Below are 26,227 nucleotides of genomic sequence, written 5' to 3'. Positions count from 1 at the left end.
GAATGATGGCTTTATGATACTGGATATTGTGAAGGTCCAGTCAGCAGGGCAAAAAACGGACAGCGTTTGAACAGAACAAAAAGCCCGCATCAGTGTGCGGGCTTTTGTATTTGAAAGGTGCGCTATCCCTTACGCAGTGCTTGCCAGTCTCCCACCCGCCAACCGACGCTTATACGCACTGTCCCGACTCGCCAACCACCAGTACAACGGCGAAGTCACCAACAACCCCACCACCCAGGACAAATCCGCCCCATTGATGTGCGCCGAGATCGGCCCGACGTACAGCGGCGTGTTCATAAACGGAATCTGCACCGCAATGCCAATCGCATACGCCAACAACGCCTGCGGGTTGTATCGGCCATAGATCCCGCCATCGACCTGGAAGATCGAATCAATGTCGTACTGACCTTTATGAATGGCATAGAAGTCGATCAGGTTGATCGCGGTCCAGGGCACCAGCACCACGAGTAATACCAACACCATGTCGACGAAGTGGCCGATGAAGTCGGCCGAGGCGCCGACGGCGGCGAAGCAGCAGGCGGCGAGGACGATGACCGAGAGGACTGCGCGGCTCTTGGCGGTGGGGATCCAGCGGTAGGCGAAGGTTTGTACCAGGGTGATCAGCGACAGCACGGCGCCGTAGAGGTTGAGGGCGTTGTGGCTGATGACGCTGAGCAGGAACAGCACGAGCATCAGCGGGCCGATGGAGCCGGTGGCGAGTTTGACCGCGTCCATGGTGTCCATGCCGACGGGCGTGGCGAGGACTGCGACGGCGCCGAAGATGAACGACAGGCTGGAGCCGAGTGCCGAGCCTAGGTAAGTGGTCCAGAACGTGGCGGCGACGGGCACGTCTTCCGGCAGGTAGCGCGAGTAGTCGGACACGTAGGGGGCGAAGGCGATTTGCCAGAGCGCGGCCAACGATACGGTGGCCAGCCAACCGGAGATGTTGAAGCTGCCACGGGTGAGGAAGTCGGCGGTCTGTACGTGGGTGAAGATGTAGCCGAAGCCCAGCACGATGCCGATGCCCAGCACCCAGGTGCCGATGCGGTTGAGCACGTGGATGAAGCGGTAGCCGATGATGCCGATGATGCCCGACCCGAGCGCGCCGATGACGATGCCCACTGGCACCGGCACGCTGTCGACCACGCCGTGCAGGGACTTGCCGGCGAGGACGATGTTGGAGGCGAAGAAGCCGATGTACATGATGCCGGCGATCAGCACCACCAGCAGGGCGCCGAGGGAGCCGAACTGGGCGCGGCTCTGGATCATTTGTGGAATGCCCATTTGCGGGCCTTGCGCCGAGTGCAGGGCCATCAGCACGCCGCCGACCAGGTGACCGACCAGAATGGCGACGATGCCCCACACCAGGTTCAGCTGGAACAATTGCACGCCGAGGGCGCCAGTGACGATGGGCAACGGCGCGATGTTGCCGCCGAACCAGAGGGTGAACAGGTCTCTTACCTTTCCGTGGCGATCTTCCGGGGGGACGTATCCAATCGTGTGTTTTTCGATGAGCGGAGCGGAGGGTGTTGCTGCGGTGGACATGGTGAACTCCAAGGCAAGGATGAGTACGTGGACGTACTTCGGTGAGCGCCGCGCGAGCGACGCTTTTCTTGTTGGAGCGATGATGTGCAATGCGTCGGGATAGATAAATTAGTAAGTTTGTTGCTTCAAACCTTAAAAAATATATGCCCGGGGTTTTGATGTGTCGGGTATGTTCAGGCTTGAACGTGTGCCCAAATAATACGAAGTCGAACGCTGTTCTGTGGCGAGCGAGCTTGCTCGCGCTGGGCTGCGTAGCGGCCCCAAAAAATACGGCAATAGCTGCCGATTTTTGTGAGTGCTGCGCACTCAAGCGGGAGCAAGCTCCCTCGCCACGCGCTACTCATTTGTGCGCGAACCGGTATTTTCTGGAGATCCCCATGGCCGCTTACAACCTGCGACAGCTCAAGTATTTCGTCACCACCGCCGACTGCGGCAGCGTGGCGGAGGCTTCGCGCAAGCTTTATATCGCGCAGCCGTCGGTGTCGACGGCGATCAAGCACCTTGAAGAAAGCTTTGGTGTGCAGCTGTTTATCCGGCATCACGCCCAGGGTGTTTCGCTGACGCCGAGCGGGTCGCGGTTTTATCGCAAGGCGCTGGAGCTGCTGCGGGTCGCGCATGAGTTTGAGCAGAACGCGCTGGCGGACAACGACGTGGTCGCGGGGCAAATCGATATTGGCTGTTTTGAAACGGTGGCGCCGCTGTACCTGCCGCGTTTGATCGCCGGTTTCAAAGAGCGCTGGCCGGGTGTGGAGATCCGTATTCGCGATGGCGAGCAGCAGGAATTGGTGCAGGCGCTGACCGCCGGTAGCATCGACCTGGCGATGCTGTTCGAACACGATCTGGACAGCACGATTGAGACAGTGCCGCTGATGCCGCCGCAACAGCCCTACGCCTTGTTGCCGGCGGATCACCGCTTTGCGCAACAGGCGAAAGTGTCGCTGAATGACCTGGTGCTGGAGCCGATGATATTGCTGGACGTGGTGCCGAGCCGGACCTACTTCGTGAGCATTTTTGAAGAGCGCGGACTGACGCCACACATCGTGTTCAGCTCACCTTCGATCGAGATGGTGCGAGGAATGGTCGGGCGCGGTTTTGGCTTTTCGATTCTGGTCACCAAACCGTTTTCCGAATACACCTATGACGGGCAGAAAGTCGTGTGCATACCGCTGGCCGAGACCGTGACCGGTTCGGGTTTGTCGGCGGCCTGGTTGAGAAGGGTGCAGTTGACCAAGCCGGTACAGCTGTTCGTGGATTACTGCCAGGAAGAACTGGCCCGACTGTACACCTGAGCGTCGGGCCCCTCATCAGCTGCAAATCGATGACAGCATCCGTTGCAGCATTTCATCGCAGCCGTTCAATTGTTCAAGGCTGACAAACTCATCCGGCTTATGCCCCTGATCCATGCTGCCCGGACCACACAGCACCGTCGCAATACCCGCCGCGTCAAACAGACCGCCCTCGGTGCCGAACGCCACCGTACCGAATTCCCGCGAGCCGGAAAACGCGGCGATCAGCTCAGCGGCTTGGCTGTGCGCATCGGTCGCCAAACCGGGGTAGGCCGACAACTCACTGAAGCGGATTTCACTCTGATCACTCACAGCGCGCATGCGCGGTAGCACTTGTTGCTCGGCGTAGGTCTGCAATTCCTGCGCAACGAGGCCAGGGTCTTGTGAGGGCAGGGCGCGGATTTCAAAGTCGAAGCGGCAATCGGCGGGGACGATGTTCAAGGCCTTGCCGCCGGAGATGACGCCGGTTTGCACGGTGCTGAACGGCGGATCGAAACGGGTGTCGTGATGCTCCGGTGCCTTGAGCCTGTGGCCAATCCGCCCCAGTTCGCCGATCAGTTCGGCAGCGTATTCAATCGCATTGACCCCGAGTGGCGCGTACGCTGAATGGCAGGCTTCGCCATGAATGTCGCAGCGCATCGCCAGCTTGCCCTTGTGGCCGAGCACCGGTTTGAGTTCGGTGGGTTCGCCAATGATGCAGAGCATCGGTTTGACCGGGCGCTGTTCGAGGGCTTTCAAAAGCGAACGAACGCCGAGACAGCCGACTTCCTCATCGTAGGACAGCGCGATGTGCACCGGCAGTCGTAGCGAGGCCTTCACCAGTGACGGCACCAGGGCGAGTACGCAGGCAATGTAGCCTTTCATGTCCGCGGTGCCGCGACCGTACAGCTTGCCGTCGCGCTCGGTGAGCTGGAAGGGCGCAACCGTCCATGGCTGGCCGTCGACGGGCACCACATCGGAGTGCCCCGACAACACGATGCCCGGCTGATCCGCCGGGCCAATGGTGGCGAACAGATTGGCCTTGCTGCGCTCGTCGTTGTAGACCAGCTCGCAAGGCACATCGAAGCGAGCGAGGTAGTCGCGGACGAACTCGATCAGCTGCAGATTTGATTCGCGGCTGGTGGTGTCGAACGCCACCAAGGCTTCAAGCAAATCGCGGCTGCTGCTCATCGGTCGTCTCCGGCGACACCGTAGCCAGGGGATTTGTCGGGGGCGAGGGCGCGGTCGATGTAGTCCTTGACCTGTGGGCGATAGGCGTCCCACAACTGCTGCAATTTGCCTATCGGATCTTCATCAGCCCAATCGACCCGCAGGTTGATGATCGGCCAGGTCAGTTCGCCGACCACTACAACGGCAGCCGAATGCACCGGCCCGGCTTCACCGCCTGCGACCACCGCCGCTTTCATCGCGGTGAGCAAGCGATCGGTCAGTTGGCCCTCGCCATGTTCGTACGCCTCGACCATGGCCTCGATCACGGCTCGGTCCGCGAGCATGTTGCCGGCGGCCACGCATTGCTCGCCAGACACGGCGTTGTGGTTGCCCAGGGTTTCTGAGCCGCTGAAATGCGCGGTGCGACCGAGGTGGTCAATCGCCGTGATTTGTCGGTATTGGCTGTAGCCGTTGCGGGTCAATGCCTTGTCCAGAGCCTCGGCAGGTGAGAGGCCTTGTTCCATGAGGGCGAGGGTTTCCGGGCCGAGGGATGGCAGGGTGATGTTTTGTGTGGAGACCGCGCCGACACCGGGCAATAGCCAGGGACAGCGGGCGCCGACGGCGATGCTTGAGGAACTGATTGCAATGCCGAACTGACCGGTTTCGGGGCAACGGGCGGCGATGGAGAAGGTCATGGTTTTGCTCCTTGGTTGGCCTTGGCGAAGTTGTTGTCTGTGCGGGCGTCTTCGCGAGCAAGCTTCGCTCCTACAGATGATCAGGGTCGTTCATGAAACAGCGATCTACTGTAGGAACGAAGCTTGCTCGCGAAAGCCGCGACTCGGTCTACCTGCTTACTCAGGAATCACCGCAATCACATCAATCTCCATCAGCCACTGCGGCTGCCCCAGTGCCGACACCACCAACCCGGTGGAAATCGGAAACACCCCTTTGAGCCACTTGCCCACTTCCCGATAAACCGGCTCGCGGTAACGCGGGTCGATCAGGTAAGTGGTGGTTTTGACGATGTGGCTGAGGTCGCTGCCAGCTTCTTCCAGCAACTGTTTGACGTTGCGCATGGCTTGCTCGGTTTGCGCACGCGGGTCGCCGAGGCCCACCAGGTTGCCTTCGAAATCGGTGCCGACCTGGCCGCGAACATAAACGGTGTTGCCGGCCCGCACGGCCTGGCACAGGTCATTGTCCAGGCTCTGGTTCGGGTAGGTTTCCTTGGTGTTGAACATGCGAATACGGGTATGGGTTGGCGTGGACATCTGAGGCTCCTGAAGAACTATTCGTTAAGCGCTGACGGTGGTTTTATGCGCGACGGGGGCGGTTTCAACTTCGCGTTGCAGGGCATCGCGGTAGTCGTGGTATGAGCGCTGGATGGCGATCTGATCAGCCACGTACTTGGCGTCGTGCCAAACACCCCAGATGAACGAAGAGCCGCGACGCGATTGCCACGGCAGGCCGAGGAAATACACCCCAGGCTCGCTCGACACTCCGCGCTGATGCTGCGGCTTGCCGTTGTCGTCGAACGCGTTGACCTTCAGCCAGCTGTAATCTGTGGCAAACCCGGTGGCCCAGATGATCGACGTCACGCCAGCCTTGGCCAGGTCGAGTTCAAGAATCGGGTTAGTGACGCAATCCGGATCCGGGAAGGTATGCCGCGCCTCAGGTTCTTCCGGCAAGTCCAGGCCATTGCGCTCGACGTAAGCGTCGGCGGCATTGAGCAGCGCCAGATAGTTCTCATCGCCGCGTGCCAGGTTGTCGGCAAGGTTGGGCTGGAACGTCGCCACGCTGCCATTGAACGATTGGGTCAGACCCACCAGCGTCATTCCGCGATGGGCCAGCCCACGGAAGTCCACCGTGCGGCCGCCATGCGCGCCGCTCACCGCGATGGTCACGTGTTCCCGGCCGGGTTTCATCACGGCCTGATCCCACTCGCCGAGTACGCCCAGCCACCAGCAGAAATCACGGTTGCGATAGGCGCGAGGAGGGCGATCGTGCGCACCCACCGAGAGGTAAACCTGCTTGCCGGCACTCTGTAATTCATCGGCGATCTGCACCCCGGACGAGCCGGCGCCCACCACCAGCACAGCGCCCTCTGGCAGTTGCTGCGGGTTGCGGTATTCGGCGGAGTGGATCTGGGTGAATGGCTGATCTTTCGGCGCGATCGGCGGAATAACCGGGCGCTGGAAAGGTCCGGTGGCGGCCACTACGCGGTTGGCCTCGATCACGCCTTCGGAGGTTTCAATGGTGAAGCCTGGACGACCGACATTGCGCTCGACTTTCTTCACCTCCACGCCGGTGCGGATGGGGGCGTTGAACTTCTTCGCGTAGGCTTCGAAATAATCAGCCACCCGTTCTTTCGGGGCAAAGCCGTCGGGGCTGAGATCGTCGAACTCAAGGCCCGGAAACCGATCGTGCCAGGCCGGGCCGTTGGCCACCAGCGAATCCCAACGACCGCTGCGCCAGCGCTCGGCGATGCGGCTGCGCTCGAGCACCAGGTGAGGCACGCCGAGTTTGCTCAGGTGTTCACTCATGGCCACGCCAGCCTGACCGGCGCCCACAATCAGCGTATCTATTTTTGTTTTTTCAGTGGTCATCTCTATACCCATCGAAGTTGGAATCAGGTCGGTTGTGGCCTGCCATTTCTTGGGTCAAGACTAGGGATCACCCCTGGATCGGTAAAATATTATAAAGCTGGTATTTGAATACAAATTACCGATGTAGCGCCTGCAAAGATTGCGGGCGTGTTGGAGGCAGCGCGGAAGTCCGTCTCGCGGCGTTAGTATTTTTCCATTTACCCATCATGCCCCTTGAAAATAATCAGTCTAAAAACTCCGACCCAGGCTTCGAATGGTTTGCTATTCTGAGGTTGTAGGTGAAGACGCAGACTGATGCGCAAAGGGATAGCGAGGAGGCGTGGGGCGCGCTCCCAAGGGTACACGGTTAGAAAGATCTCCGCGCTGAGATCCAGCCCTTATGCCGTGTGAGGCAGAACAGCCTAAAGCTAAAAATCCTGTTCTGTGAGAGGCCCGATAAACCTTGTAAGCCAGAGACCAGCGCTGGCCACCTACATCGATTTCCAAAGCCCGCCTTGTGCGGGCTTTTTCGTGTTCGCAGCCGAACGCAGCCTCGCAGGCTCGACAGCTGCTACAACGAGTGTGCCGCCTGTTTGATGTGAGCCGCAAAGCCCGACTGGTCCGCAGCAATCTCTTCGCGCAACGTGAGTTGCGGAATGTCATACGCCCCTGAATTCTGCGGTCTGAAAGCAATCGGCGCGGTTTCCCATAGGTCATCGAGCCGTTGGCCGAGCGCCTCACAGGTCGTTGCAAATCTCGCCTCATCCATTCGACCAGTCCGATAGATCACGAACGGTGGCAGCACGTCGAAGCCGGGGTAGAACAGTACGCCGTGCTGGATCGGGAATAGCACATCGTCGATCGGCCCGTTGATGCCCCGTGGGCTGTAATGAGATTCCCAGCCACCCGTGGTGACGATCAACATTGCCCGTTTGCCCGCCAGCGTGCCTTCCCCGTAACGGTCGCCCCAACGCGCATCGGAGTGTTCCCCTACGCCATAGGCAAAACCATAGGCGTAGACGCGCTCCACCCAGCCTTTGAGGATCGCCGGCATCGAGAACCACCACAGCGGAAACTGCAGGATGACGGTATCGGCCCAGAGCAGTTTTTCCTGTTCGAGAACGATGTCCTGGCGTTGCCGGCCTTCTTTGAAGGCACGCTTGGAGTCTTGCGACGGATCGAACCGTGCGTCGGCAGGCCGGCCGAAACTGTCATCGGCGTCCAGCGAGGCTTTCCAGTCCATCGCATACAAATCGGAAACCTGTACCTGGTGGCCGGCAGCTTCCAGGCGTTTGACGGCAAAGTCCTTGAGCGAACCGTTTAACGATTTGGGTTCGGGATGGGCGTAAACGAGCAGAACATTCATGGGCTGAGTCTCCGTTGTCAGAAGCCAGCAGAATCAGGCCTTACCCGGTATATTGGAAATGAATAACCAATATGCCAGGTATTGTCATGAATAATCTGCGACGTCTGGACATCAACCTGCTGCTGACGCTTGATGTCCTGCTCTCGGAACACAACGTGACCCGTGCGGCGCAACGTCTGAATCTGTCGCAACCTTCGGTGAGCGTTCATCTCGCCAAATTGAGGGATATTTTCAACGATCCACTATTACTGCCGGGGCCACGGGGCATGCGGCCCACGGCTCGGGCCGATGAGTTGCGCGAGCCGTTGCGCCAGGCCCTGGAAGCCCTGGAGCGCGCGGTGTCGCCCGCCAGCCCTTTCAACCCGGCCGAGGCACGGCAGACGTGGAATGTCATGGCGTCGGACTACGGCGAGTCGACCATCATCTTGCCCGCGTTGGCCGGGCTGCGTTCGGCGGCACCCGGCACGCGTTTGGCGGTGTTTGACCTGATGCCGTCACAGCTGGCCAAACAAGCGGAGCAGGGGGCAATCGACCTGGCGTTTCATACCACCGAGGATGCTCCCCCAGGCTTGCGACGTCGTGCATTGTTTACCGAACGCTATGTGTTGGTGGGGCGTACTGGCCATCCGCTGTTGAGAAAGCGACCGACACTCGCGCAGTTCTGCGAACTCGACCACGTCATCGTATCCCGGGATGGCGGAGGCTTTCAGGGAGTCACCGATCAGGCGCTTTCCCAGCTGGGCATGACGCGCCGAGTGGTGCTTTCGCTCCCCCATTTTCTGTTTGTCCCGTCGGTGGTGGAGAGCACCGACATGGTCGCGATGCTGCCAGCTCGCCTGGTTCGCGATACGCACGCTTTGACCATGGTCGAGCCCCCGCTTGAAGTCCCGGGTTACGAGATGTCGATGCTCTGGCCCGAGCGCTGTCACCGCGACCCTGGGCATCAATGGTTGCGTGAGTTCATCGTGAGTGCCTTGTGATGGGTATCAATCAAACACAATCCCTTGTGGGAGCGCCTTGTGTTCATTGAGGTGTTTGGCTAATCTCGCATAAACACGCAAAAACAGGCATAACCATGCACGCCGAGCATTCCTCCGCAGAGCTCCCCCAACTTCGCCGCCAAAAAATCCTGCTGATCCTCGAACGTGATGGCAAGGTCATGGCTTCCGAGCTGAGCCAGCATTTCGCCGTGTCCGAAGACACCATTCGCCGGGACCTGTCGGAGCTGGCCAGTGCCGGGCTGGTGCAGCGGGTGCACGGCGGGGCGTTGCCACGGCCCAAGGACACGGGCAAGGATTACTTCACCCGGGTCAGCGAAACCGACGAGGTGAAAACCCGGTTGGCGCAACTTGCCGCGCGCCGGGTCAAAGACGGCCAGATCGTGATGTTCGATTCCGGGAGCACCACGCTGCAGATCGCACGCTCGCTACCCGCTGACATTGTCATCACAGCCGTCACCGCGTCGCCGATGATTGCGATCACATTGGCCGAATACGCAGGCATCACGGTGATTGTCGCCGGTGGTCAGCTCAACCCTGCGACGATGTCTTCCAGCGGGCATGAAACCCTGCGGTTGATCGAGAGCATCAAGGCCGACCTGGTGTTCACCGGGGTCTGTGCCATTCATCCGGAAGTCGGCCTCAGCTCGCTGCATTTCGATGAAGTGCCGGTGAAGCAGGCGATGCTCGCCAGCGCCTCCCATGTGATTGCCGTGACCACCGCGGACAAACTGGGGGCAGTGGAGCCCTTCGTGGTTGCGCCTTGTGCCCGTGTGCATACGCTGATCACCGAGCGCCACGTGGCCTCGGGCAATCTCGAGGATTATCAAAGACTGGGGATCGAGGTGGTGCAGGCAGACGCCTGAGCGTCATCGCGCCCGGCGCTGCATGGGTTACGCTGATAGCAACGACGGGAGGAATGCAGTCATGACTGAGCGCCACATGATCCACTCGGAAACGCTGTCGAACGGATGCACGATTGAGGTTAAAGCCGAGATATTGAGAGACGGTTCGCTGAAGATGTTCATGGGGGTCTATTGGCCGGATGGCTCGGCCATCGTTGAGGACAAACACCCCTCACCGCATCTGCTGGACATGGAAGCAGCGATGGAGTGGGCCATTGAAAAAGCCAAAACCATCGGTAACAGCCAGAGAACGCTGTAAGGCCCGGCGATAACGGAATCATTGACCGGCTTGAAGGTCGTAATTATGGGTTTGAACGCACTGCGATCGATTCGCCGCCAGCGTCACCTCATCCCCGTAGTTCTGACCTTTTAGGACATTAAAATGAAGCGCACCGCGATAATGACCCTGGCCATTGCAAGTACTCTCCTGCTGGGAGGTTGCTTTCCTTACTGGGAAGAGGGAGACAGGTACGATCGGGATCACCGTGAATACCGTCGCGACCATGATCGTGGCTATTATTACCGTGATGATCGAGGGTATGACCGGGATTACGATCGTCGTGATGATCGCCGTCGGCACCGCGACCGTGGCAACGATGATAACCAAGGCGACGATTGACGCTTGATCGCCTGACTTCAGAGCGGGGTCATTACCGCTCTGAACCTCCTCCTGAGGAATAACCATGCGAAGGCTGACTGGATATGTTGCTGCGCCCCTCACTCAATGGCTGATGGCGGCGGGTATCGGCCTGACCGCCGTGGTGTTCAATGCACAGGCGCAAATCCGACCTCAAGTCACTCAGGAAATAAACAGCTTGCTGGACTTTGTCGAGCACAGTGAATGCCGGTTTGTGCGCAACGGCAGCGAATACGCTGGCCCTCAAGCCCGGGCGCATTTGGAGAAGAAGCTGGAGTACCTTGAAGAGCAGGAGAGGGTGAACAGCGCAGAAGACTTCATTGAACTGGCGGCCACCCAAAGCAGCATGAGTGGCCGCGCCTATGAAGTGCACTGTCCGGCAGGCATACAACCGGCCAGCCTCTGGTTGAAGACCGAGCTACAGCGGCAACGGCAACTTCACTGATGGTCTTGTCGGGCGCTAGCGCAGTAGATGCACCGCCAAAATGGCGATTCCTTTTTCCGATGGCGACTCTTCACGGCGTGCCAAACATCGCCGTCCAGTAAATGCCTGCGTCACTCTTCGGGTCCACTGCATAGGCTGCACCCAATTCGCGAAATTGTGGGTTCATCAGGTTGGCGCAATGGCCCGGGCTGGCCAGCCAGCCATCGACCACCTTGCGCACCGTGTCCTGCCCGGCGGCGATGTTCTCACCGACCTGTTGGCCGGCGTAACCCGCCAGTTCAGCCCGATCACCCGGCGTGCGGCCGTCGCGGTCCTTGTGATCGAAAAAGTTATGGTTGGCCATGGCCCGGCTGTGGCCCTCGGCGGCTGACCCGAGCGTGGCGTTCCAGGCCAGCGGTGTGGTGGCGGTGAAGGATTGGGCACCGCACTGGCGCGCTTGCGTGCGGGCGCTGTTCATCGCTTCAAGGAGTTTCTGTCCCTCCGCCTGCCAGTCGCCCAAGCGCCCGGTCAACAGGGGGCGTGCCAGCACGATGCGCCATTCACGGCCCTCCCGGCTGACGCCGATATCGACAAATTGCGGGTCCAGCACCACCCGGCAGAAGCTCTCCTGAATCGCCTTCATCGCGGCGGGCGCATCACGCGGGCCGGACAAGCTGATCGCCTGCACGTTAACCATCGGATATGCCGCGCGGGCCAATGCCTGCTGCAGGTCGCCGATGCTGTTGGCGGACAGCACCAGGCGCGGATCGCTGGCCAGCGGTGGTAACTCCGAAGACGCCTGTCCGGCACAGCGCTGTACCTGGCTGCGGTAAACGTTGATCGACTCCACCAGCTGTTGTTCATCGGCCGCCGACGCGATGACGCTGAACACCAACCCGAATGACAACACGCCAAGATGCAAAACGGATGACAGGCTGCGCATGAAAATCTCCCTTGAACGGACTAGGGGGGCGTTCTCAATTAGTTTCCCCGCCGCGTTGTCGCCTTAAAGCGGGCCAGGCAAGGCGCAGGCCGCTGGGAATGGTTGTTCCCTTTCCAAGGCCTGCAACGCAGCCTGGCCCGCTTTAAGGCACAACCCGAAGGGCCGGGCCTGCTGTTGTGCAGGGCTGCGTTGCTCGAAGCTTATTTGGAATGACCAAACCACGCTTCTCGCGCCTTGCCCTGCACAACAGCAGACCCGGCGCGGCGGGGAAACTAATTGAGAACGCCCCCCTCCCATGATGCGCGAATACACCCCTCCCGATGCAATGCCTTTTCGCGCCCAAATGCAGTTTATTGCCTGCCTGTTGGATTGAATTGCGGCTACTACAATCAACCCAGGTCTGCGATCGTTTCATTGCTCACGAAGGTTTCAATCAGAAGGGTCGGAACATGCGATTCAAAGGGGTAGCCACCTGCTTCGCAATCATCCTTCTGTGTGGCCAGGTGTGGGCGACTGACCAGGAGCAAAAAAAGGAGGTGGCCGAAGAGAAGGCGCAGGTTCTGGAGCAGAAAGCGGCAGAGAAGGGCAGCGAGGTTCCGGTGCCCAAATCCGAGGTCATCACCCCCTCCGAAGCGCAGGCGGTCGATCCGGCGGGCACGGCGCCGCTGGAGGATGCCATAACGTGCCTTGCACGCAGTATCTACTGGGAAGCCAAAGGGGTGACTGCTGCCGACATGGAAGGCGTCGCCAGCGTGGTCATGAACCGGCTCGGTCACGAAGGTTTTCCGGATACGGTGTGCGCCGTGGTCAAGCAAGGTTCCGAAAAGCATGCCTGCCAGTTTTCCTGGTGGTGCGACGGGCGTGCGGATCAGGTAAAGGAAGACGACGAATATGCCATCGCCAAGGAGATCGCGCGCAAGGCACTCAACAAGCAACTTACGGACCGCACCCACGGTGCCTTGTATTTCCACGACAGAACGGTGAAACCCGACTGGGCGAAGGAGTACATCAAGACGGGCGAGACCCGGAAGTTTCTGTTCTATAAACCTGGTGGCGGGACGGCAAAGTAGGTGCGAATCGCTTCGCACCATCTGGAGCCAACCCTCTACTGGCCGCTTATGCTACGGGTGGGAAACGCTACGGTGATGGTCAGCCCCTCGCGCTTCCAGTCACGGCGGATTTCGCCGTGAAGCTGGCCATGCACGGTCGCTTTGGCGAGAAGGGTGCCGAAACCGGTGCTGTCGGGTTCCCGGTCAATGAGCGGGCCATTCCTTTCGCTCCAGACCACGGTGAATACCTCCTCACTCTCGCTACAGGCAATATCCAAAAGCCCTTCAGGCAAAGAGAGCGCCCCATATTTCGCGGCGTTGGTTGCAAACTCATGCAACAGCAGCGCGAAGCTGGTGACTGACGCACCGTCAATCGTTACGTCAGGGCCGGTCACGAAAGCGCGTGACTGGCTGTTATCCCCGCTATCGGCATAAGGCGCGAGAATGGTTTGAATGAGGGCATGCAATGTCGTTGGCTGCTCGTTACTCAAACCGTGCGGTATGGTCAGGGTATGGGCTCGCGCCAATGCGTTCAGCCGTGAGCAAACGGCGGAGGCGAGTTCACCGGGGGTCGTTGCCGAACGGGCGCTCAGTGAGACCACGCTGTTCGCCAGGGTAAACAGGTTTTTCACCCGGTGATCCATCTCTCTGATGAGCAGGCTCTTTTGTTCTTCCGCCTGTCGTCGCTCGGTGATATCGCGAGCGATTTTGGCCGCTCCGACAATACGGCCTTGCCGATTTCTGATGGGAGAGACGGCGAGAGAGATCTCGACCAGGCTGCCGTCTTTGCGCCGCCGGAGGGTTTCATAGTGTTCGATGCGCTCGCCTCGACGGATGCGCGTCAAGATGCTGGATTCCTCATCCAGTCGATCCAGCGGAATGAGCATGGCAATGGGTTGGCCGACGGCTTCTTCGGCTGTGTAACCGAAGAGTCGCTGGGCACCAGCATTCCAGTTGGTAATCGTGCCGTTCAGGTCTTTGGCGATGATTGCATCGGCAGACGATTCGACCAGCGCGTCATGCCTCAGCGCGGCTTCATCGGCGACGGTCTGGTCGGTCAGGTCGATCAGCATGTTAACGGCGCCTATCAGGCCGCCTGTTGCATCGAAGATCGGCGAGGGGCACGCCAGAAAACGAACGCGTGTGCCATCCGGCCGCTCGGCGATGGCTTCAAGCCCTCGGACAGGACGTTGTTCCTTTAATGCCATGGCCATGGGGCATTCATCGTGGGGCAGCGGCGTGCCGTCGGGCCAATAGAGCTTCCAGGAGCCGCAAAAGGTGCTCTCCCCAAGCGCCGGGGTCACTCCCCACAGCACCGCCGCTGCATGGTTGTAAAAGGTGATCAGACCCTTGGCATCAGTGGTGTAGATGGCCTCGGGCAGTGCCTCAAGGACATCACTCAACCCCAGGTCGTGAAGGGACGGGGAGGTTTGCTCGCTACCTTCTGAGGGTGTACAGGTAGGTCCAATAGCGGTGTCGTCCTCATGGACAGGCCCTTGGCTCATTCGCAAACTCCATGCTGGTGGTGCCTTGGCACTCGATTCAGATGATTCGGGGTGAAATACAGGATATAGCGATGTGGCGAGGTCCCGGAAAGAACCTTGCCTCTAATTAAGGACTATTTTTGGTCGCGCACAACAAGCTTGATCGAAATTCGCTCGCTGCTGCCCGTACATTTTTACGCTTTCTTTACGGTAGGTGTTTTCCCTTGCGAGGATACTTGCCGCGTTTTTTTGATCGTCGACAGGCCTGCAAACTCTCCAGGTCGCCTGAACGAACGGCATGACACCCATGGACTAATCTCATTATCAGGCCGTGGGGTTTCATGGCTGAGTTCCAATGTTTGCCCGGTAGCCCCGCAAACCCTCTTGCTCGAAGGTGGCATGCCATTTATTTCCTTCAATCTCAGAGAAGCTACCCGTGAGCGAAACAGCGATCCCCGCCCATGAAAACTCCCACGCCAAAACATCAGGAGTGGGCTTGCTCGTCGCCGCGGTCGGCGTGGTTTATGGAGACATTGGTACCAGCCCGCTTTACACACTCAAGGAAGTGTTCGCCGGCCACTATGGCGTCCAGGCCAATCAGGACGGTGTACTGGGCATTCTGTCGTTGATTTTCTGGTCGCTGATCTGGGTCGTCTCGATCAAGTACGTGCTGTTTATCCTGCGCGCCAACAACCAGGGCGAGGGCGGCATCATGGCCTTGACGGCACTGGCACGCCGGGCCTCGGCGCCGTATCCGAAAATGAGCCGGAACCTGGTGCTGCTCGGGCTGTTTGGCGCGGCACTGTTTTACGGGGACAGCATGATCACCCCGGCCATTTCGGTGCTCTCCGCGGTTGAAGGTCTGCAACTTGCGTTCGAGGGCATCGGGCATTGGGTCGTTCCGCTGTCCGTTATCGTTCTGGTAGCACTGTTCCTGATCCAGAAACATGGCACGGCGCGTATCGGCATCCTGTTCGGCCCGGTCATGGTGCTGTGGTTCGTGGTGTTGGGCATTCTCGGTATATTCGGCATTCTGCAACGCCCGGAAGTGCTGCAAGCGCTCAATCCTGCTTGGGCGGTGCGATTCTTCGTAGTTCATCCGGGCATTGGCATCGCCATTCTGGGCGCCGTGGTATTGGCATTGACCGGTGCTGAAGCGCTGTATGCCGACATGGGCCATTTTGGTCGCAAACCGATTGCCCGTGCCTGGTTCATGCTGGTGCTGCCTGGCCTGGTGCTCAATTACTTTGGCCAGGGTGCGTTGATCCTCGGGAGCCCGGAAGCGGTACGCAACCCATTCTATCTATTGGCACCCGACTGGGCGCTGCTGCCGATGGTCGCGTTGTCGACGCTGGCCACCATCATCGCCTCCCAGGCGGTGATTTCCGGGGCGTTCTCACTGACTCGCCAGGCCATTCAGCTGGGTTACGTGCCGCGTATGTTTATCCAGCACACCTCCAGTCAGGAGCAGGGGCAGATTTACATCGGCCTGGTGAACTGGGCGCTGATGGTCGGCGTCGTGTTGCTGGTCATCGGCTTCGAGTCGTCCAGTGCGCTGGCGGCGGCGTATGGCGTGGCGGTGACGGGGACCATGTTGATCACGACTATCCTGTCCTCGGCCGTGGTCTTGCTGCTGTGGAAAACACCGCGCTGGCTGGCGATTCCGATGCTGTTGGGTTTTCTCGTGGTCGACAGCCTGTACTTCGCCGCCAACATATCGAAGATCTTCCAGGGCGGTGCGTTCCCGGTAATCGCCGGTATTGCCCTGTTCATTTTGATGACCACCTGGAAGCGCGGCCGCAAGATCATTGTCGAGCGACTGGACGAAACCGCTCTGCCGCTGCCGTTGTTCATCAGCAGCATCGGCGCGCAACCACCCCATCGAGTGCAAGGTACCGCGGTATTTCTGACGGCCAGATCCGATGCAGTTCCCCATGCGCTGTTGCACAACCTGTTGCACAACCAGGTGCTGCACGAGCAGGTGGTGTTGCTCACCGTGGTGTCTGAAGACCGCCCGCGTGTGCCTGCGGATCAGCGGTTCGAGATCGAGTCTTTTGGCGAAGGGTTCTTCCGGGTCAGTCTGCACTTCGGCTTTATAGAGGAGCCCGATGTGCCGCTGGCGTTGAGTCTGTGCCATTTGAAAGAGCTGGATTTCAGTCCGATGCGCACCACCTATTTCCTCAGCCGCGAGACGGTCGTCCCGACCAAGCGTATCGGCATGGCCCGTTGGCGCGAGACCCTGTTCGCGTTCTTGCTGAAGAACGCCAACAGCAACCTCAAATACTTCAATTTGCCGCTCAATCGTGTGATTGAGCTGGGTACGCAGGTTGAGATGTAGCGACTCATCCCTGTGGGAGCGGCGGTGCGCTGCTCCCACAGGTATTGCACCCAATCTTTAGCCTTGAAGTGCTTCCATCAACACTTGCACCAACTGCCCACCTTGCGGCGTAGCCCAGCTTCCGGCGAGTTCTGCAATCAGCTGGTTGGTGGTGGTCAGCGTCACGCCGCCTTTATCCATCCGCCGCAGGGCGATGTCATCGGCCATCACACTCGGTGAACCGCCACCGTCGGCCACTACCTGAACGTCATAGCCTTCACACACCAGACTCAGCGCCGGATAAACCGTGCAGACGTCATTGGTGACTCCGGCAATGATCAGCTTTTTACGGCCCGTGGCTTTGACGGCGGCGGCGAAGTTTTCATCGTCCATAGCGTTGACGATGCCCAGGCGTTTGACGCGGGAAGCGAACTCGGCAGGCAGGATCTGCTCCAGTTCACTCAGCAGCGGCCCCTGTGCGTACTCTTCCATGCTGGAAGTCAGCACCACCGGCAGCTTCAGAATGCTGGCCGCTTTGGCGAGCATCAGCGCGTTGCGTTTCAGTTCTTCGAACGGGATGGATTTCACCCAGCCCATCGTTCCCACCTGGTGATCGATCAACAGCAGGGCGGCATTGTCGGCACTGAATTTTTCATACGTCATGATGATGCTCCTGGCGGTCGGGTTGCGGCATGGGGCTATCATTGATCAATCCGAATCCGGGATAAACCGGGTAAAATTGAAATGACTGATCCACTGATGGAGCAATAGCCTTGGAGTTTCTCAACGACATGGCGCTGTTCGTCGAGGTTGTGAAGGCGCGAAGTTTCCGCCGCGCGGCCGAGGCGATGGGCATGCCGAACTCGACGCTGTCGCGCCGGATAAGCGGCCTCGAGAAAGAAATCGGGCTCAGGCTTTTGCATCGCACCACGCGCAAGATCGAGCTGACCGAAGCGGGGCAGTTGTACTTCGAACGCTGCAAACGCATCGTCGAAGAAGCCAGGCTTGCGCACGAGCAGCTCGGTGAAATGCTGGCCCGCCCCAGCGGTGTACTGCGGGCCTCGTTGCCGGTGGATTTCGCCAATATCTACCTGGCGCCGTTGATAGCGGAGTTTGCCCGGCTGTATCCCGGCATCAGCTTCGAGCTTGATCTGACTCCGCGTCAGGTCGACCTGGTGAGTGAGCCGATTGATGTGGTCATCCGCATGGGTGAACCCGCGAGTTCGAACCTGATCGCCCGCAAGCTCGCCAGTTTGCGCCGCGGTCTTTACGCCTCACCCCGTTATCTCGAACAGTACGGCGATCCCGTCCAGCCCTCGGACCTGACTCATCACCAATGCCTGCGTCTGCGCGGAACCCGTGCTGAGCGCTGGATACTTTCCAGCAGTGAAGGGCAGGAGGAGGTTGAGGTGGGCGGTCGATTTGAACTCAACAGCGTGGGAATGATTCGACGTCTGGCGACGCTGGATCTGGGAGTCGCGTTACTGGCCGAAGGCATCGTTGCGCAAGACCTCGCCGATGGCACGCTGCGCAGAGTCTTGCCGCAGTGGCAGGCTTCGCCCGTCTCGGTTTATGCCCTCACCGAGACGCGACTGTTACCGGCGAAAACCCAACGGTTTATCGAGTTTCTGCGTGAGAAATTGCAGGATGCTTAGTGGGTGGTGAGTGCCTTTTCACTAGGCAAGATACGCGGGAACGCAGACGTTCAGCCTTCTCTCTAAAAGACCGCGAACGGAACGAAAAGGGGACGGATTTATTTGAGAGAAATAAATCCGTCCCCTTTTTTGCGCTTTTTTCGAGGGGCACCTAGGGTTGCCGCAGCATGAAGTCAGGTATCCGAGTCGGATACGTGCCCCACTTGAGTTCTTACCTCAAACAACCGGTCGGCTATCTGCCGACCTTGCTCCAGCCCTTCGGCCGTCAACCAAATCGATTTGTTCTTGTTCACCGGATTACTGATGAAACCTTGTTCATGCAATCGGTTCATGGTCTCGAAGTCGAACCCTTTCCAGGCATTGCCGTTGTCAAAACTGAAGGTTGCCAACAGGGCAAGCACGGCTTCTTCAATCAGTTTGTCGTCATATTCCATGATCGTTGCTCCGCTCGTATTCAACAGGTCTCATCGAGTTCATGTTCATTAAGCGATCCGTGAACCCCACACTTTAACGGTTGGGGCCTATGTTGAAAAAGAGGGCGAGTCTCAAAAGAGACTTCTCCATTCTCTCCCTAGCGGACGGGCAACGATTTTACCTACTTACATTCAAGCTTCAGCCAGAGCCGCCGACAATGACTGTTTACATTTTTAAATTCGACTAACGGCTCCCGCCTGTAGTACTCAATGGACGACCCCCGATGCTCAAATGCTTACTACCACTTGCTGTTGTCTTGTCCCTGGTTGGCTGCTCAAGCAATTCGCAAAACCAATACATCGATCAGGTCCAGTCCAGCAATACACCAATCGCTCATTCATTCCAGGAAGCCATTCACCAGGCACCGGTCACTCCTCTGCCGATCAATCGTGACCTGTTTCCGGTGCGATGGGAGATCAGCCCAGCAGAGCCACGCATTGTCATGGGGACGCAGCAAGGCAACTACCGACTGTTCAACTTCCGTTTGCTCAAGGGCCAGACCTACGTGATCAACGTCAGCTCAATGTGCAACAACATGTGCATGGGGTTTGCGAAAAGTGCTCTGAAACCCAAAGCAGTGGTGCTCGATGCACAAGGTAATATCGTGGCTGATAATTTGGTCGGCCCCAATGCGCTGGCAATTGAATGGTCCGGCGTCGCGCCCGCCGATGGCACTTACTTTTTGCTGATCGCTGCGGATAACCGCGCCCCGGGGGAGCAGGTTTCAATCATCAATACACCGATAGCAGGCTACCCAGGAGTGAATATGCCGATAGGTATGACAAGTGCGCCGTTCGGTAAAGTCATCGCTTATGTCGAATTTCCAAACGAGCCATAAGAGGGGGCATGGGCCAATTCTTTCAGGTGTATGCCAAAGGGTTGGCCTTGAATCGCTATTGGTTCCTGGCATCAGGAAAGACACGCGGAAAAGCGGGCATTCAGCCTTCTCACTAAAGGCCGCGAACAGAGTTAACGATGAAATTCATGCCCGTGGATTCGATTGTGGGCTTTAATGTCCGTGCTCTCACTATGCAGCCACGTTAGCTTCGACTCCGTACGAAGGTGGATTCGCCTGACGGCGGGTTCAGGTTGCCATGTATTTGTCTAATCAAGGAAGAAACGACATTGAAAATAGCTTTTGGCGCCCTGTTGTTGACCTGCCTGACTACTCTCGCACTCGCCGATGAGAACCCTGTCGGCTTCCAATCTTCCACACTGCCGGACTCGCACAGTGACCGCTCACTGGAGATGGTCGTTTGGTACCCCAGTGCGACTACCGCCGCCACGCAGTTGATCGGCGATGATGTGGTGTTTGTCGGTGCTTCTGCCGTTCGTAACGCGCCGCCCGCTGCTGGCAAGCATCCCTTGTTGGTGCTTTCCCACGGGTACAGGGGGAACTGGAGCAACCAGATCTGGCTTGCCAGTGCTCTGGCCCATAGGGGTTACATCGTCGCCGCGATCAATCACCCTGGCACCACCACTCATGACCGTAGCCCTCAAGCAGCGGCGCAGTTATGGCAGCGGCCCGTTGATGTGCGTCGAGCCATTGATAGCGTCACGACTCAACCTGAAAAATTCGGCTTGGTCGCCAATGACCGAATTGCAGTAGTGGGCCATTCACTCGGCGGCATGACCGCCTTGGAGATCGCCGGTGCTCGTTTCGATCCAGACCGCTTCGCCCTTGACTGCAAAGCCCACCCGCAGTTAGCGAGTTGCACCGTCTACGAAACGATAAACCCTGCAAGCACCTCAAAATCAAAGGCCGCGTTGGCCGCCGATTTGCGCGATAAACGCGTCACTGCCGTGGTTACATTGGACATTGGCCTTTCACGGGGCATGACCGATGAAAGCCTGGCGGCGCTGCCGGTACCAACGCTGGTGATCGCTGCCGGCGTACCGTCGCACGACCTTCCTGCTGAACTGGAGTCTGCCAACCTGGCCAAACGCTTGCCTGCGGCGTCAAGCCGTTACGTCGAAATCAGCGACGCAAGCCATTTCAGCTTCTTGTCGATGTGCAAACCTGGCGCGCAGAAACTGCTCGAAGACGATGTACCAGGCGATGGCATCATTTGCCTGGATGGCGACGGCGGTCGCTCACGTGGGGTGATTCAGCAGCAGATCACATCGCTGATAGCAGAGTTTCTTCAGTCATCCTACAAAGAAGAAAGTTTGTAAACTCGTGCTAAGGGAACTGCTGCAGCTCAACAAAAAACCGCTGTAGCAGTTTTGACGTCCGCGCAATCTGTCAGATCGGTTGGGCAGGGAAGTGGGCTCTGCGGCGGAAGCGGTCGGTCGCGAAGGCTACGTAGATCAGCTCTCAGCGGAAGTGATTGAGTCCTGACCGGCTTCAGCCGCCAGCTTCAATCGGTCAGCTTTACTAATGTATTTAGTCTTGCTTTTCGGTGCCAATTTGGCGCTGGCCTTTTTGGCATTAGCCTTTAATAACTGATTTATTTTTTTACGACGATTCATATTTTCTGCTCGGTTTGTCAGTGCTTGAATGATACCAGCTTAAAATTTCAGGTAAAAATTGATACCGGTGCGGCGGCCTGCGAATTCCACTCCGTCCGCAATGGCCGTTGCGGCGGGAACTTCAGGGTACTGGCCAGGTCAATGGGGGCCCTGTGTCGCAGATGCCGAGCAGTGCTGGTGGCCTGTTTTACGACAGTGCCGTCCGAGATCAGCCGAGTCCGCCCCCTGATGCCAACCAAGAATTTTCTGCCGGGTCTTATCCTGGCGTTCTGCGTCGTCACGTCGCTTTGTTCGGTTGCTGCCGAGCGAAGGGCGCCCTCGCAAAGCAACAGCGCATCAACCACCCTGATCGAAACCGCCTCGCGGCAGTATGGAGATGGCCAGTTGGACCAAGCCGCTGCCACGCTGGAGCGTGCCCTGCATATCCAGCCAAACAATCCCGCGACGCTGCATTATCTCGGTGTGTTGCGTCTTCAGCAGGGGCAGTACCAGCAGGCTGAAACATTGGCGGTGCGCTCGAACATGAGAGTCGGTAGCAACGCAGCGTTACGCAACCGCAACTTCCAATTGATCCAGGCGGCGCAGCAGGCCAACGCATCGAGCACCTCACCCAACGCCAAAGAAGAGGACCAGGTTGCAGTACAGAAGGGGCTCGAAGAGGAGGCCCAAAGGCTCCGCGAAGCAGAAATGGCCGCTACTGAACAAGCCGCTCCGGATACTGGGCGCGATGCTGGCAACTTCGCTCGCGCGATGCCCGAAGGAGAATTGCAATCGGCTTCCGCCGAGCCAGCGCCCGCGTACGATGGCGTTGAGATTCCCCGCGGCCATTGGCCGCCTCCGGGTAAATGCCGAATCTGGTTTCCTGATCGCCCGCCCGGGCATCAGCCCCCACCCGGCAAATGCAAGAAGCTACGGCATCGGGTTCCGTCGGGAGCCTACCTGGTGCGCGGTTGAGTTTCTGAGTGGCCTTCTGGCTGGTCGGCGACGGTCCAGCTACGACCGTCGCGTTGAATGGTCAGACTTCCGTCTCGTGGCGTCGCACTAGCGACGATAGTAGCGGTGATCATCCTCATAGCGGTGCCGCATGGGCCGATCATCGTGGCGCTCCCAATAACGATGGCGTTCAGCTTCTCGACGAGCTTGCTCTCTGCGCCACTGTTCTCTACGCCATTCGTCTCGGCGCCAATCGTCTCTACGATCGTGCCAACGGCCGTCATGCCAGTATCGGTCGTCATGGGCCAGCAAGGGGCCTGGCTGCTTGCCGGCCATACTGGCCAAGGTTGGCCAAGGGTTGCCGGCGGCCTCGACCGGAGCCTGAACGGCTGCTACTTCAGTTGCGAAAACAGGGGTTGAGGTCTTCATTTGTGTTGCTGATGCGGAGCCCACTGCCGCGAGCGCGAACAGGCCGAAGAGCACCATCCGTGGGTCATGGAATTTCATGAGCGAAGACAACCTCTGATTGACAATGGACGTGTGGCCATCTGACTGCGGGAAGCCTGCGAGGTCGCGCTTACCGAGGATGTGCCTGTCCACATAGACCGATAAAAAGAGAAAAGTTCTAGGATAGCGCTGCTTAAATAGCCGGCGACCTCATTGTTCGGTCTCTTTGAGGTTTGCTATCTGGTTGTCGGCTTCTGGCCGGTTGCCGCCACTCACCACGGGCAGCTATGGGGTGGTTGCAGCCTTTCGCGACAGGCAGAAATCCACAACCCATTGCGGGCGATGGCAAAGGGCTGCGATAGACCTGGAGCAGTCCGCTAAGGCCGCACGGCTCGGCCTACGGGGGTTATCAGAGGCTGAAGTAATGCCGCCATGGGAATGGCGAAAAGCAGGTAAAACAAATACAGACCACCTTCGGGTGGTCTTTTAGCATTAGCGGGTAATACTTCTCTGTATAGGCGGGCGTGTTGCTGGTGGCGCGAGCCGCAGGGAGGTGTGAGGTGAATAAGCTATCAATTGTGGGTGCCGGTATGGTGGGTGAGGCTGCGGCTCAGATCATCGCCCGGGAAGAGTTCTGTCGTGAGTTGATGTTGATTGATGTGCAGGGTGAGTTGGCACAGGGCAAGGCGCTGGACGTCTGGCAGGCGGCAGTTGAGTCAGGTTCTGATACCAGGGTTTACGGCGGGTCCAATGCCGAATTGCTGCAGGATTCTGACCTGGTGGTGATTACGGCGGGTGTGCCCCGCAAGCCTGGTCAGTCGCGTCAGGATGTATTGAGTATCAATCTGCCAATTCTCGATAGCATCATGCTGGATATTAATCGTCATGCTCCGGCGGCGACGGTGTTGGTGGTGTCGAACCCGGTCGACGTGCTGACCTATCGGGCTTGGTGTCTCAGTGGGCTGGGACGCAACAGGGTGTTCGGGCAGGCGGGGGTACTGGATACAGCGCGCATGAAGTGTTTCATTGCCGAGGAGACAGGGTTTTCTGCTCGGGATATCACGGCGCTGGTGCTGGGAGGGCATGGCGATAGCATGGTGCCGCTGATGCGATACTGTGCGGTCGGTTCGGTGCCGCTGTCTCACTTCCTGTCCAATCAGCAGATAGAGCAGATCGTGGAGCGCACACGTCAGGGTGGCGGCGAGATTCTGGGTTTGAAGAAGGTGGGGAGCGCCTGCGATGCGCCAGGCGTGGCAATTGCGCAGATGGTGGATGCTATCGCCAATGGGCGAAACCGCATTTTGCCGACGGTCGCGATTCTCGAGGGCGAGTACGGGCGAACTGGTATTGCCATGGGTGTCCCCTGTGTGCTGGCAGAGGATGGGGTTGTGCGGGTGATCGAGTTGTCTCTGGATGCGCAGGAGCAGGCGATGTTCGACCGCTCTGCAGATCAGGTGGTGCGTGATATTGCTGAAATGAATGCTTTGTGAGCGGGGCTATATGAGGGGGACGCAACGGGGAGTGGAGCGCCGGTCCCTGGCGCTCGGGGTCATGGTGTTACTGGTGTCAGGCAGTGGCACTATGATCTTTTATGGGCCTGAACAGGCCGGATTGGCGCGGACGACCGATGCATGTTTCGACTGTCCCCATACCCTGTCAGGCCAATCCTGATTGTGAATCGCCCCTGAATAAGTAGACATTCGATGGCCGCTTTTGGCCGATTGCTGCCTATCGCGAAGGCCAGAAATCGACCAAAAGCTGACCGTTACGACAGGAAAAAAACGACCCGAAGCTGACTGTCACCGGGGGTTGGTTATCGCTTCAGGAGGTGCCAAGCACCGTCGGACGCTTGGCGTATTATTCGTCATCTTACGAATCTGCCCCCTCATCGGACGGACGAGTGTAATAGGGGAGCCCGCAGAATTCGGAGAAAGCCGTACGCTAAGGTTCTCGTAAGCCAACCTGGCCAGGTTCTAATCGATCGACTAGGGATAGTGTTCACAATGGATGATCGAAGTTGTTCGACCTTACGATACCTAGAAAAGCGCTTGCAGTTGCTGGATACTCCCGATGGCGCCCCAGGTGGCATTACACGAGCATATGTGCCCGATGGAAGAACAAGTACAATGCATGAGGCCGACCTTCAAGTCCGCAGCAATCTCGCCAGTACGCGGTACCCTCCCAAGCCCCGAGCGCTCTGCGCCATGGTTCGTGCTTCCGGAGTGGTGGCTTTCCGAAATCGACTTCGATCCGAACAGAAATCCAGCGCGATGACCGTGGTGCGTGTCGCAGCCACAGTGATCTTCATGCTTGGGCTGGGCGCGGTGTCTGCCGCTGCGCAGCCGTCAGCAAGCACCGCAGAACAGATAACAATGAGGGTGCCGCCCACCGGAGCGCGCGTATGCCTGGGGTGGCAGCAAGGCCAAACTCCGGCGCCTCAATCGTGTACAGCTTCTGGGCCGCTGACCTTAGTACCAAAACAGGACGGCATGTTGCGTGCAGGCCGTCCCGACTACGAGACGGTGGCTGGCCAACCTTTGAGCTCGTGCGTGCGGGATCGGGTGTCCGGATTGGTCTGGGAGGGCAAGCCAGATAGCGGCAGACCTGCGTTCATACGTAGGCCGATTGGCCCGCCCGACCTGGGCTATAGCTCGCTGGTCAATACCTACGGACCGCACAACCAGCCGACACCAGGAAGCCGGGCCAATACCGACGCTTATTCTTACCATGGCGATGGACGGCCGGGTGACGCCATGGCTTATGTGGCACAGGTGAATACGATGCGGCTGTGCGGCTTTACCGATTGGCGCCTGCCCACGGTGGCTGAGCTGCAGGGCTTGATCGATATGGACGAACTGATCAATGTACTGGCCGATAAAAGGCCCCAAGAGGCGGCCGTCGATGTGCAATGGTTTCCCAACACCGTGTCGGGGAATTACATGACCTCCGAGCCTGCCGATATGACCCGCATATGGTGCGTAAGCTTCGACTCCGGATCTGTCAACAGGTGCCACCGCAGGATGACAAGCGACACTGCGCCGTTGTTTGTTCGCTTGGTGCGCGGCCCCGAAGCTCCGGAGGCAGGGCGCTATCGCGCAGTAGCCGACGAACGCGGCGTGCCCGGCGGCGTGGTTGAAGACCGCCACACCGGCCTGGTGTGGCGCCGCTGTCAGGAGCCTCAAGTATGGAGCGGCCAGCGCTGCATCGGGATGCCTGTTCGCTACCGCTACCTGCGAGCCTTAGTAGACGCCAGCGCGCAACCAGGCTGGCGCCTGCCCACCATCAAAGAAGTCAACAGCCTTGCAGAGCGTTGGTTCAATATAGTGAACATACCCGCTGCCGATTTCCCGGCGTCCGGAACATCGCCGCTGCACGAGGGCTATTGGACTTCTACCGTCTGCAACGGTGGCTCCGAGACGCGGGACAGCAGTTCATGGGTCAGGGTCTGGGTGTTGTGGCGCGACGGCAACACTACCTGCGAGCCGCTCGTTTTGAACCTTGAGGTCCGACTTGTACGTGAGTGAAGTGCGATCTCCAGTGACCACGCGTTTCCATATATTC

General features: G+C 58.7%; 26 protein-coding genes. 14 read left to right on the top strand and 12 right to left on the bottom strand.

Annotation, left to right across the window (positions count from 1 at the left end):
* Nucleotides 1–129: 129 nt before the first annotated feature.
* Complete coding sequence (locus ACCC96_RS18070) at nucleotides 130–1,545, bottom strand: purine-cytosine permease family protein (protein ID WP_413696495.1); 1,416 nt, start codon at nucleotides 1,543–1,545, stop codon at nucleotides 130–132.
* Between the two features lie 377 nt (nucleotides 1,546–1,922).
* Here ACCC96_RS18070 and ACCC96_RS18065 point away from each other — a divergent pair, with 377 nt between their 5' ends.
* Nucleotides 1,923–2,834, top strand: a complete 912-nt coding sequence (locus ACCC96_RS18065; RefSeq protein WP_413696494.1) for a LysR family transcriptional regulator — start codon at nucleotides 1,923–1,925, stop codon at nucleotides 2,832–2,834.
* 15 nt (nucleotides 2,835–2,849) lie between these two features.
* On the opposite strand, the gene argE is transcribed toward ACCC96_RS18065, so the two are convergent.
* The 5 genes from argE to ACCC96_RS18040 all read right to left on the bottom strand — a co-directional run bounded on the left by argE (nucleotide 2,850) and on the right by ACCC96_RS18040 (nucleotide 7,928).
* Nucleotides 2,850–4,001, bottom strand: a complete 1,152-nt coding sequence (gene argE / locus ACCC96_RS18060) for an acetylornithine deacetylase (protein ID WP_413696493.1) — start codon at nucleotides 3,999–4,001, stop codon at nucleotides 2,850–2,852.
* Nucleotides 3,998–4,675 carry a DUF1028 domain-containing protein gene (locus ACCC96_RS18055; protein ID WP_064618446.1) on the bottom strand — a complete coding sequence of 226 codons (678 nt, stop codon included), beginning with the start codon at nucleotides 4,673–4,675 and terminating at the stop codon, nucleotides 3,998–4,000. The genes argE and ACCC96_RS18055 overlap by 4 nt, the downstream gene beginning before the upstream one ends.
* Before the next feature lie 156 nt (nucleotides 4,676–4,831).
* Entirely contained in the window at nucleotides 4,832–5,248 is a 417-nt protein-coding gene (locus tag ACCC96_RS18050; RefSeq protein WP_018930235.1) for a RidA family protein, read from the bottom strand.
* 24 nt (nucleotides 5,249–5,272) lie between these two features.
* Complete coding sequence (locus tag ACCC96_RS18045; RefSeq protein WP_413696492.1) at nucleotides 5,273–6,583, bottom strand: flavin-containing monooxygenase; 1,311 nt, start codon at nucleotides 6,581–6,583, stop codon at nucleotides 5,273–5,275.
* Between the two features lie 550 nt (nucleotides 6,584–7,133).
* On the bottom strand, nucleotides 7,134–7,928 hold the full coding sequence (locus ACCC96_RS18040) for an NAD(P)H-dependent oxidoreductase (protein ID WP_413696491.1): 795 nt from the start codon (nucleotides 7,926–7,928) through the stop codon (nucleotides 7,134–7,136).
* A gap of 86 nt (nucleotides 7,929–8,014) precedes the next feature.
* On the opposite strand from ACCC96_RS18040, the gene ACCC96_RS18035 reads away from it, so the two are divergent.
* The 5 genes from ACCC96_RS18035 (at nucleotide 8,015) to ACCC96_RS18015 (ending at nucleotide 10,913) form a co-directional block, all read left to right on the top strand.
* Complete coding sequence (locus ACCC96_RS18035; RefSeq protein ID WP_111453640.1) at nucleotides 8,015–8,908, top strand: LysR family transcriptional regulator; 894 nt, start codon at nucleotides 8,015–8,017, stop codon at nucleotides 8,906–8,908.
* Between the two features lie 95 nt (nucleotides 8,909–9,003).
* Complete coding sequence (locus ACCC96_RS18030; RefSeq protein ID WP_413696490.1) at nucleotides 9,004–9,792, top strand: DeoR/GlpR family DNA-binding transcription regulator; 789 nt, start codon at nucleotides 9,004–9,006, stop codon at nucleotides 9,790–9,792.
* 61 nt (nucleotides 9,793–9,853) lie between these two features.
* Nucleotides 9,854–10,090, top strand: a complete 237-nt coding sequence (locus ACCC96_RS18025) for a hypothetical protein (protein ID WP_019648658.1) — start codon at nucleotides 9,854–9,856, stop codon at nucleotides 10,088–10,090.
* A gap of 123 nt (nucleotides 10,091–10,213) precedes the next feature.
* Nucleotides 10,214–10,450 (top strand): hypothetical protein, encoded by a 237-nt coding sequence (locus tag ACCC96_RS18020; protein ID WP_081628196.1) that lies wholly within the window; start codon nucleotides 10,214–10,216, stop codon nucleotides 10,448–10,450.
* Between the two features lie 64 nt (nucleotides 10,451–10,514).
* Nucleotides 10,515–10,913 carry a DUF5329 domain-containing protein gene (locus tag ACCC96_RS18015; RefSeq protein ID WP_413696489.1) on the top strand — a complete coding sequence of 133 codons (399 nt, stop codon included), beginning with the start codon at nucleotides 10,515–10,517 and terminating at the stop codon, nucleotides 10,911–10,913.
* Nucleotides 10,914–10,983: 70 nt separating this feature from the next.
* Here the strand turns inward: ACCC96_RS18015 and ACCC96_RS18010 are convergent, their stop codons facing one another.
* On the bottom strand, nucleotides 10,984–11,835 hold the full coding sequence (locus ACCC96_RS18010) for a CAP domain-containing protein (protein ID WP_258668869.1): 852 nt from the start codon (nucleotides 11,833–11,835) through the stop codon (nucleotides 10,984–10,986).
* 449 nt (nucleotides 11,836–12,284) lie between these two features.
* Here ACCC96_RS18010 and ACCC96_RS18005 point away from each other — a divergent pair, with 449 nt between their 5' ends.
* Nucleotides 12,285–12,905, top strand: coding sequence for a cell wall hydrolase (locus ACCC96_RS18005; protein ID WP_413696488.1), 621 nt, complete (start codon nucleotides 12,285–12,287; stop codon nucleotides 12,903–12,905).
* A gap of 35 nt (nucleotides 12,906–12,940) precedes the next feature.
* On the opposite strand, the gene ACCC96_RS18000 is transcribed toward ACCC96_RS18005, so the two are convergent.
* Nucleotides 12,941–14,287, bottom strand: coding sequence for a PAS domain S-box protein (locus ACCC96_RS18000; RefSeq protein ID WP_413696487.1), 1,347 nt, complete (start codon nucleotides 14,285–14,287; stop codon nucleotides 12,941–12,943).
* Between the two features lie 517 nt (nucleotides 14,288–14,804).
* Here ACCC96_RS18000 and ACCC96_RS17995 point away from each other — a divergent pair.
* Nucleotides 14,805–16,706: a potassium transporter Kup gene (locus ACCC96_RS17995; protein ID WP_413696486.1), complete on the top strand. Its 1,902-nt coding sequence runs from the start codon at nucleotides 14,805–14,807 to the stop codon at nucleotides 16,704–16,706.
* A gap of 57 nt (nucleotides 16,707–16,763) precedes the next feature.
* Here ACCC96_RS17995 and ACCC96_RS17990 read toward each other — a convergent pair whose 3' ends face one another.
* Nucleotides 16,764–17,348, bottom strand: coding sequence for an isochorismatase family protein (locus tag ACCC96_RS17990; RefSeq protein WP_413696485.1), 585 nt, complete (start codon nucleotides 17,346–17,348; stop codon nucleotides 16,764–16,766).
* Nucleotides 17,349–17,458: 110 nt separating this feature from the next.
* Between ACCC96_RS17990 and ACCC96_RS17985 the strand changes: the two genes are divergently transcribed.
* Entirely contained in the window at nucleotides 17,459–18,340 is an 882-nt protein-coding gene (locus tag ACCC96_RS17985) for a LysR family transcriptional regulator (protein WP_413696484.1), read from the top strand.
* A gap of 173 nt (nucleotides 18,341–18,513) precedes the next feature.
* Here the strand turns inward: ACCC96_RS17985 and ACCC96_RS17980 are convergent, their stop codons facing one another.
* Nucleotides 18,514–18,774: a DUF6429 family protein gene (locus tag ACCC96_RS17980; RefSeq protein ID WP_258668863.1), complete on the bottom strand. Its 261-nt coding sequence runs from the start codon at nucleotides 18,772–18,774 to the stop codon at nucleotides 18,514–18,516.
* A gap of 263 nt (nucleotides 18,775–19,037) precedes the next feature.
* Between ACCC96_RS17980 and ACCC96_RS17975 the strand changes: the two genes are divergently transcribed.
* Both ACCC96_RS17975 and ACCC96_RS17970 read left to right on the top strand, forming a co-directional pair.
* Nucleotides 19,038–19,652 (top strand): hypothetical protein, encoded by a 615-nt coding sequence (locus ACCC96_RS17975; RefSeq protein WP_019648669.1) that lies wholly within the window; start codon nucleotides 19,038–19,040, stop codon nucleotides 19,650–19,652.
* A gap of 287 nt (nucleotides 19,653–19,939) precedes the next feature.
* Complete coding sequence (locus ACCC96_RS17970) at nucleotides 19,940–20,989, top strand: alpha/beta hydrolase family protein (protein ID WP_413696509.1); 1,050 nt, start codon at nucleotides 19,940–19,942, stop codon at nucleotides 20,987–20,989.
* 135 nt (nucleotides 20,990–21,124) lie between these two features.
* On the opposite strand, the gene ACCC96_RS17965 is transcribed toward ACCC96_RS17970, so the two are convergent.
* Nucleotides 21,125–21,286 carry a DUF2986 domain-containing protein gene (locus tag ACCC96_RS17965; protein WP_413696483.1) on the bottom strand — a complete coding sequence of 54 codons (162 nt, stop codon included), beginning with the start codon at nucleotides 21,284–21,286 and terminating at the stop codon, nucleotides 21,125–21,127.
* Between the two features lie 228 nt (nucleotides 21,287–21,514).
* Here ACCC96_RS17965 and ACCC96_RS17960 point away from each other — a divergent pair, with 228 nt between their 5' ends.
* A complete protein-coding gene (locus tag ACCC96_RS17960) occupies nucleotides 21,515–22,240 on the top strand; it encodes a tetratricopeptide repeat protein (RefSeq protein ID WP_413696482.1) in 726 nt (241 codons plus the stop codon).
* Between the two features lie 87 nt (nucleotides 22,241–22,327).
* On the opposite strand, the gene ACCC96_RS17955 is transcribed toward ACCC96_RS17960, so the two are convergent.
* Nucleotides 22,328–22,726 (bottom strand): hypothetical protein, encoded by a 399-nt coding sequence (locus tag ACCC96_RS17955; RefSeq protein ID WP_305412344.1) that lies wholly within the window; start codon nucleotides 22,724–22,726, stop codon nucleotides 22,328–22,330.
* A 500-nt stretch (nucleotides 22,727–23,226) separates the two neighbouring features.
* Here ACCC96_RS17955 and ACCC96_RS17950 point away from each other — a divergent pair, with 500 nt between their 5' ends.
* Entirely contained in the window at nucleotides 23,227–24,156 is a 930-nt protein-coding gene (locus tag ACCC96_RS17950) for a malate dehydrogenase (RefSeq protein WP_413696481.1), read from the top strand.
* 513 nt (nucleotides 24,157–24,669) lie between these two features.
* Complete coding sequence (locus ACCC96_RS17945; protein WP_413696480.1) at nucleotides 24,670–26,190, top strand: DUF1566 domain-containing protein; 1,521 nt, start codon at nucleotides 24,670–24,672, stop codon at nucleotides 26,188–26,190.
* The last annotated feature ends 37 nt before the right edge of the window (nucleotides 26,191–26,227 follow it).

This window comes from Pseudomonas sp. Pseusp11 (genome assembly GCF_047304405.1).
Lineage (GTDB): Bacteria > Pseudomonadota > Gammaproteobacteria > Pseudomonadales > Pseudomonadaceae > Aquipseudomonas.
Note: the sequence above shows the minus strand (reverse complement) of the source record. Positions and strands in the feature narration are given on the sequence as shown.

Excerpts from the sequence above, each read along its gene's own strand:
- ACCC96_RS18070 (WP_413696495.1), bottom strand. The coding sequence starts at position 1,545 with ATGTCCACCGCAGCAACACCCTCCGCTCCGCTCATCGAAAAACACACG.
- ACCC96_RS18065 (WP_413696494.1), top strand. The coding sequence starts at position 1,923 with ATGGCCGCTTACAACCTGCGACAGCTCAAGTATTTCGTCACCACCGCC.
- argE (WP_413696493.1), bottom strand. The coding sequence starts at position 4,001 with ATGAGCAGCAGCCGCGATTTGCTTGAAGCCTTGGTGGCGTTCGACACC.
- ACCC96_RS18055 (WP_064618446.1), bottom strand. The coding sequence starts at position 4,675 with ATGACCTTCTCCATCGCCGCCCGTTGCCCCGAAACCGGTCAGTTCGGC.
- ACCC96_RS18050 (WP_018930235.1), bottom strand. The coding sequence starts at position 5,248 with ATGTCCACGCCAACCCATACCCGTATTCGCATGTTCAACACCAAGGAA.
- ACCC96_RS18045 (WP_413696492.1), bottom strand. The coding sequence starts at position 6,583 with ATGACCACTGAAAAAACAAAAATAGATACGCTGATTGTGGGCGCCGGT.
- ACCC96_RS18040 (WP_413696491.1), bottom strand. The coding sequence starts at position 7,928 with ATGAATGTTCTGCTCGTTTACGCCCATCCCGAACCCAAATCGTTAAAC.
- ACCC96_RS18035 (WP_111453640.1), top strand. The coding sequence starts at position 8,015 with ATGAATAATCTGCGACGTCTGGACATCAACCTGCTGCTGACGCTTGAT.
- ACCC96_RS18030 (WP_413696490.1), top strand. The coding sequence starts at position 9,004 with ATGCACGCCGAGCATTCCTCCGCAGAGCTCCCCCAACTTCGCCGCCAA.
- ACCC96_RS18025 (WP_019648658.1), top strand. The coding sequence starts at position 9,854 with ATGACTGAGCGCCACATGATCCACTCGGAAACGCTGTCGAACGGATGC.
- ACCC96_RS18020 (WP_081628196.1), top strand. The coding sequence starts at position 10,214 with ATGAAGCGCACCGCGATAATGACCCTGGCCATTGCAAGTACTCTCCTG.
- ACCC96_RS18015 (WP_413696489.1), top strand. The coding sequence starts at position 10,515 with ATGCGAAGGCTGACTGGATATGTTGCTGCGCCCCTCACTCAATGGCTG.
- ACCC96_RS18010 (WP_258668869.1), bottom strand. The coding sequence starts at position 11,835 with ATGCGCAGCCTGTCATCCGTTTTGCATCTTGGCGTGTTGTCATTCGGG.
- ACCC96_RS18005 (WP_413696488.1), top strand. The coding sequence starts at position 12,285 with ATGCGATTCAAAGGGGTAGCCACCTGCTTCGCAATCATCCTTCTGTGT.
- ACCC96_RS17990 (WP_413696485.1), bottom strand. The coding sequence starts at position 17,348 with ATGACGTATGAAAAATTCAGTGCCGACAATGCCGCCCTGCTGTTGATC.
- ACCC96_RS17980 (WP_258668863.1), bottom strand. The coding sequence starts at position 18,774 with ATGGAATATGACGACAAACTGATTGAAGAAGCCGTGCTTGCCCTGTTG.
- ACCC96_RS17975 (WP_019648669.1), top strand. The coding sequence starts at position 19,038 with ATGCTCAAATGCTTACTACCACTTGCTGTTGTCTTGTCCCTGGTTGGC.
- ACCC96_RS17965 (WP_413696483.1), bottom strand. The coding sequence starts at position 21,286 with ATGAATCGTCGTAAAAAAATAAATCAGTTATTAAAGGCTAATGCCAAA.
- ACCC96_RS17960 (WP_413696482.1), top strand. The coding sequence starts at position 21,515 with ATGCCAACCAAGAATTTTCTGCCGGGTCTTATCCTGGCGTTCTGCGTC.
- ACCC96_RS17955 (WP_305412344.1), bottom strand. The coding sequence starts at position 22,726 with ATGAAATTCCATGACCCACGGATGGTGCTCTTCGGCCTGTTCGCGCTC.
- ACCC96_RS17945 (WP_413696480.1), top strand. The coding sequence starts at position 24,670 with ATGGATGATCGAAGTTGTTCGACCTTACGATACCTAGAAAAGCGCTTG.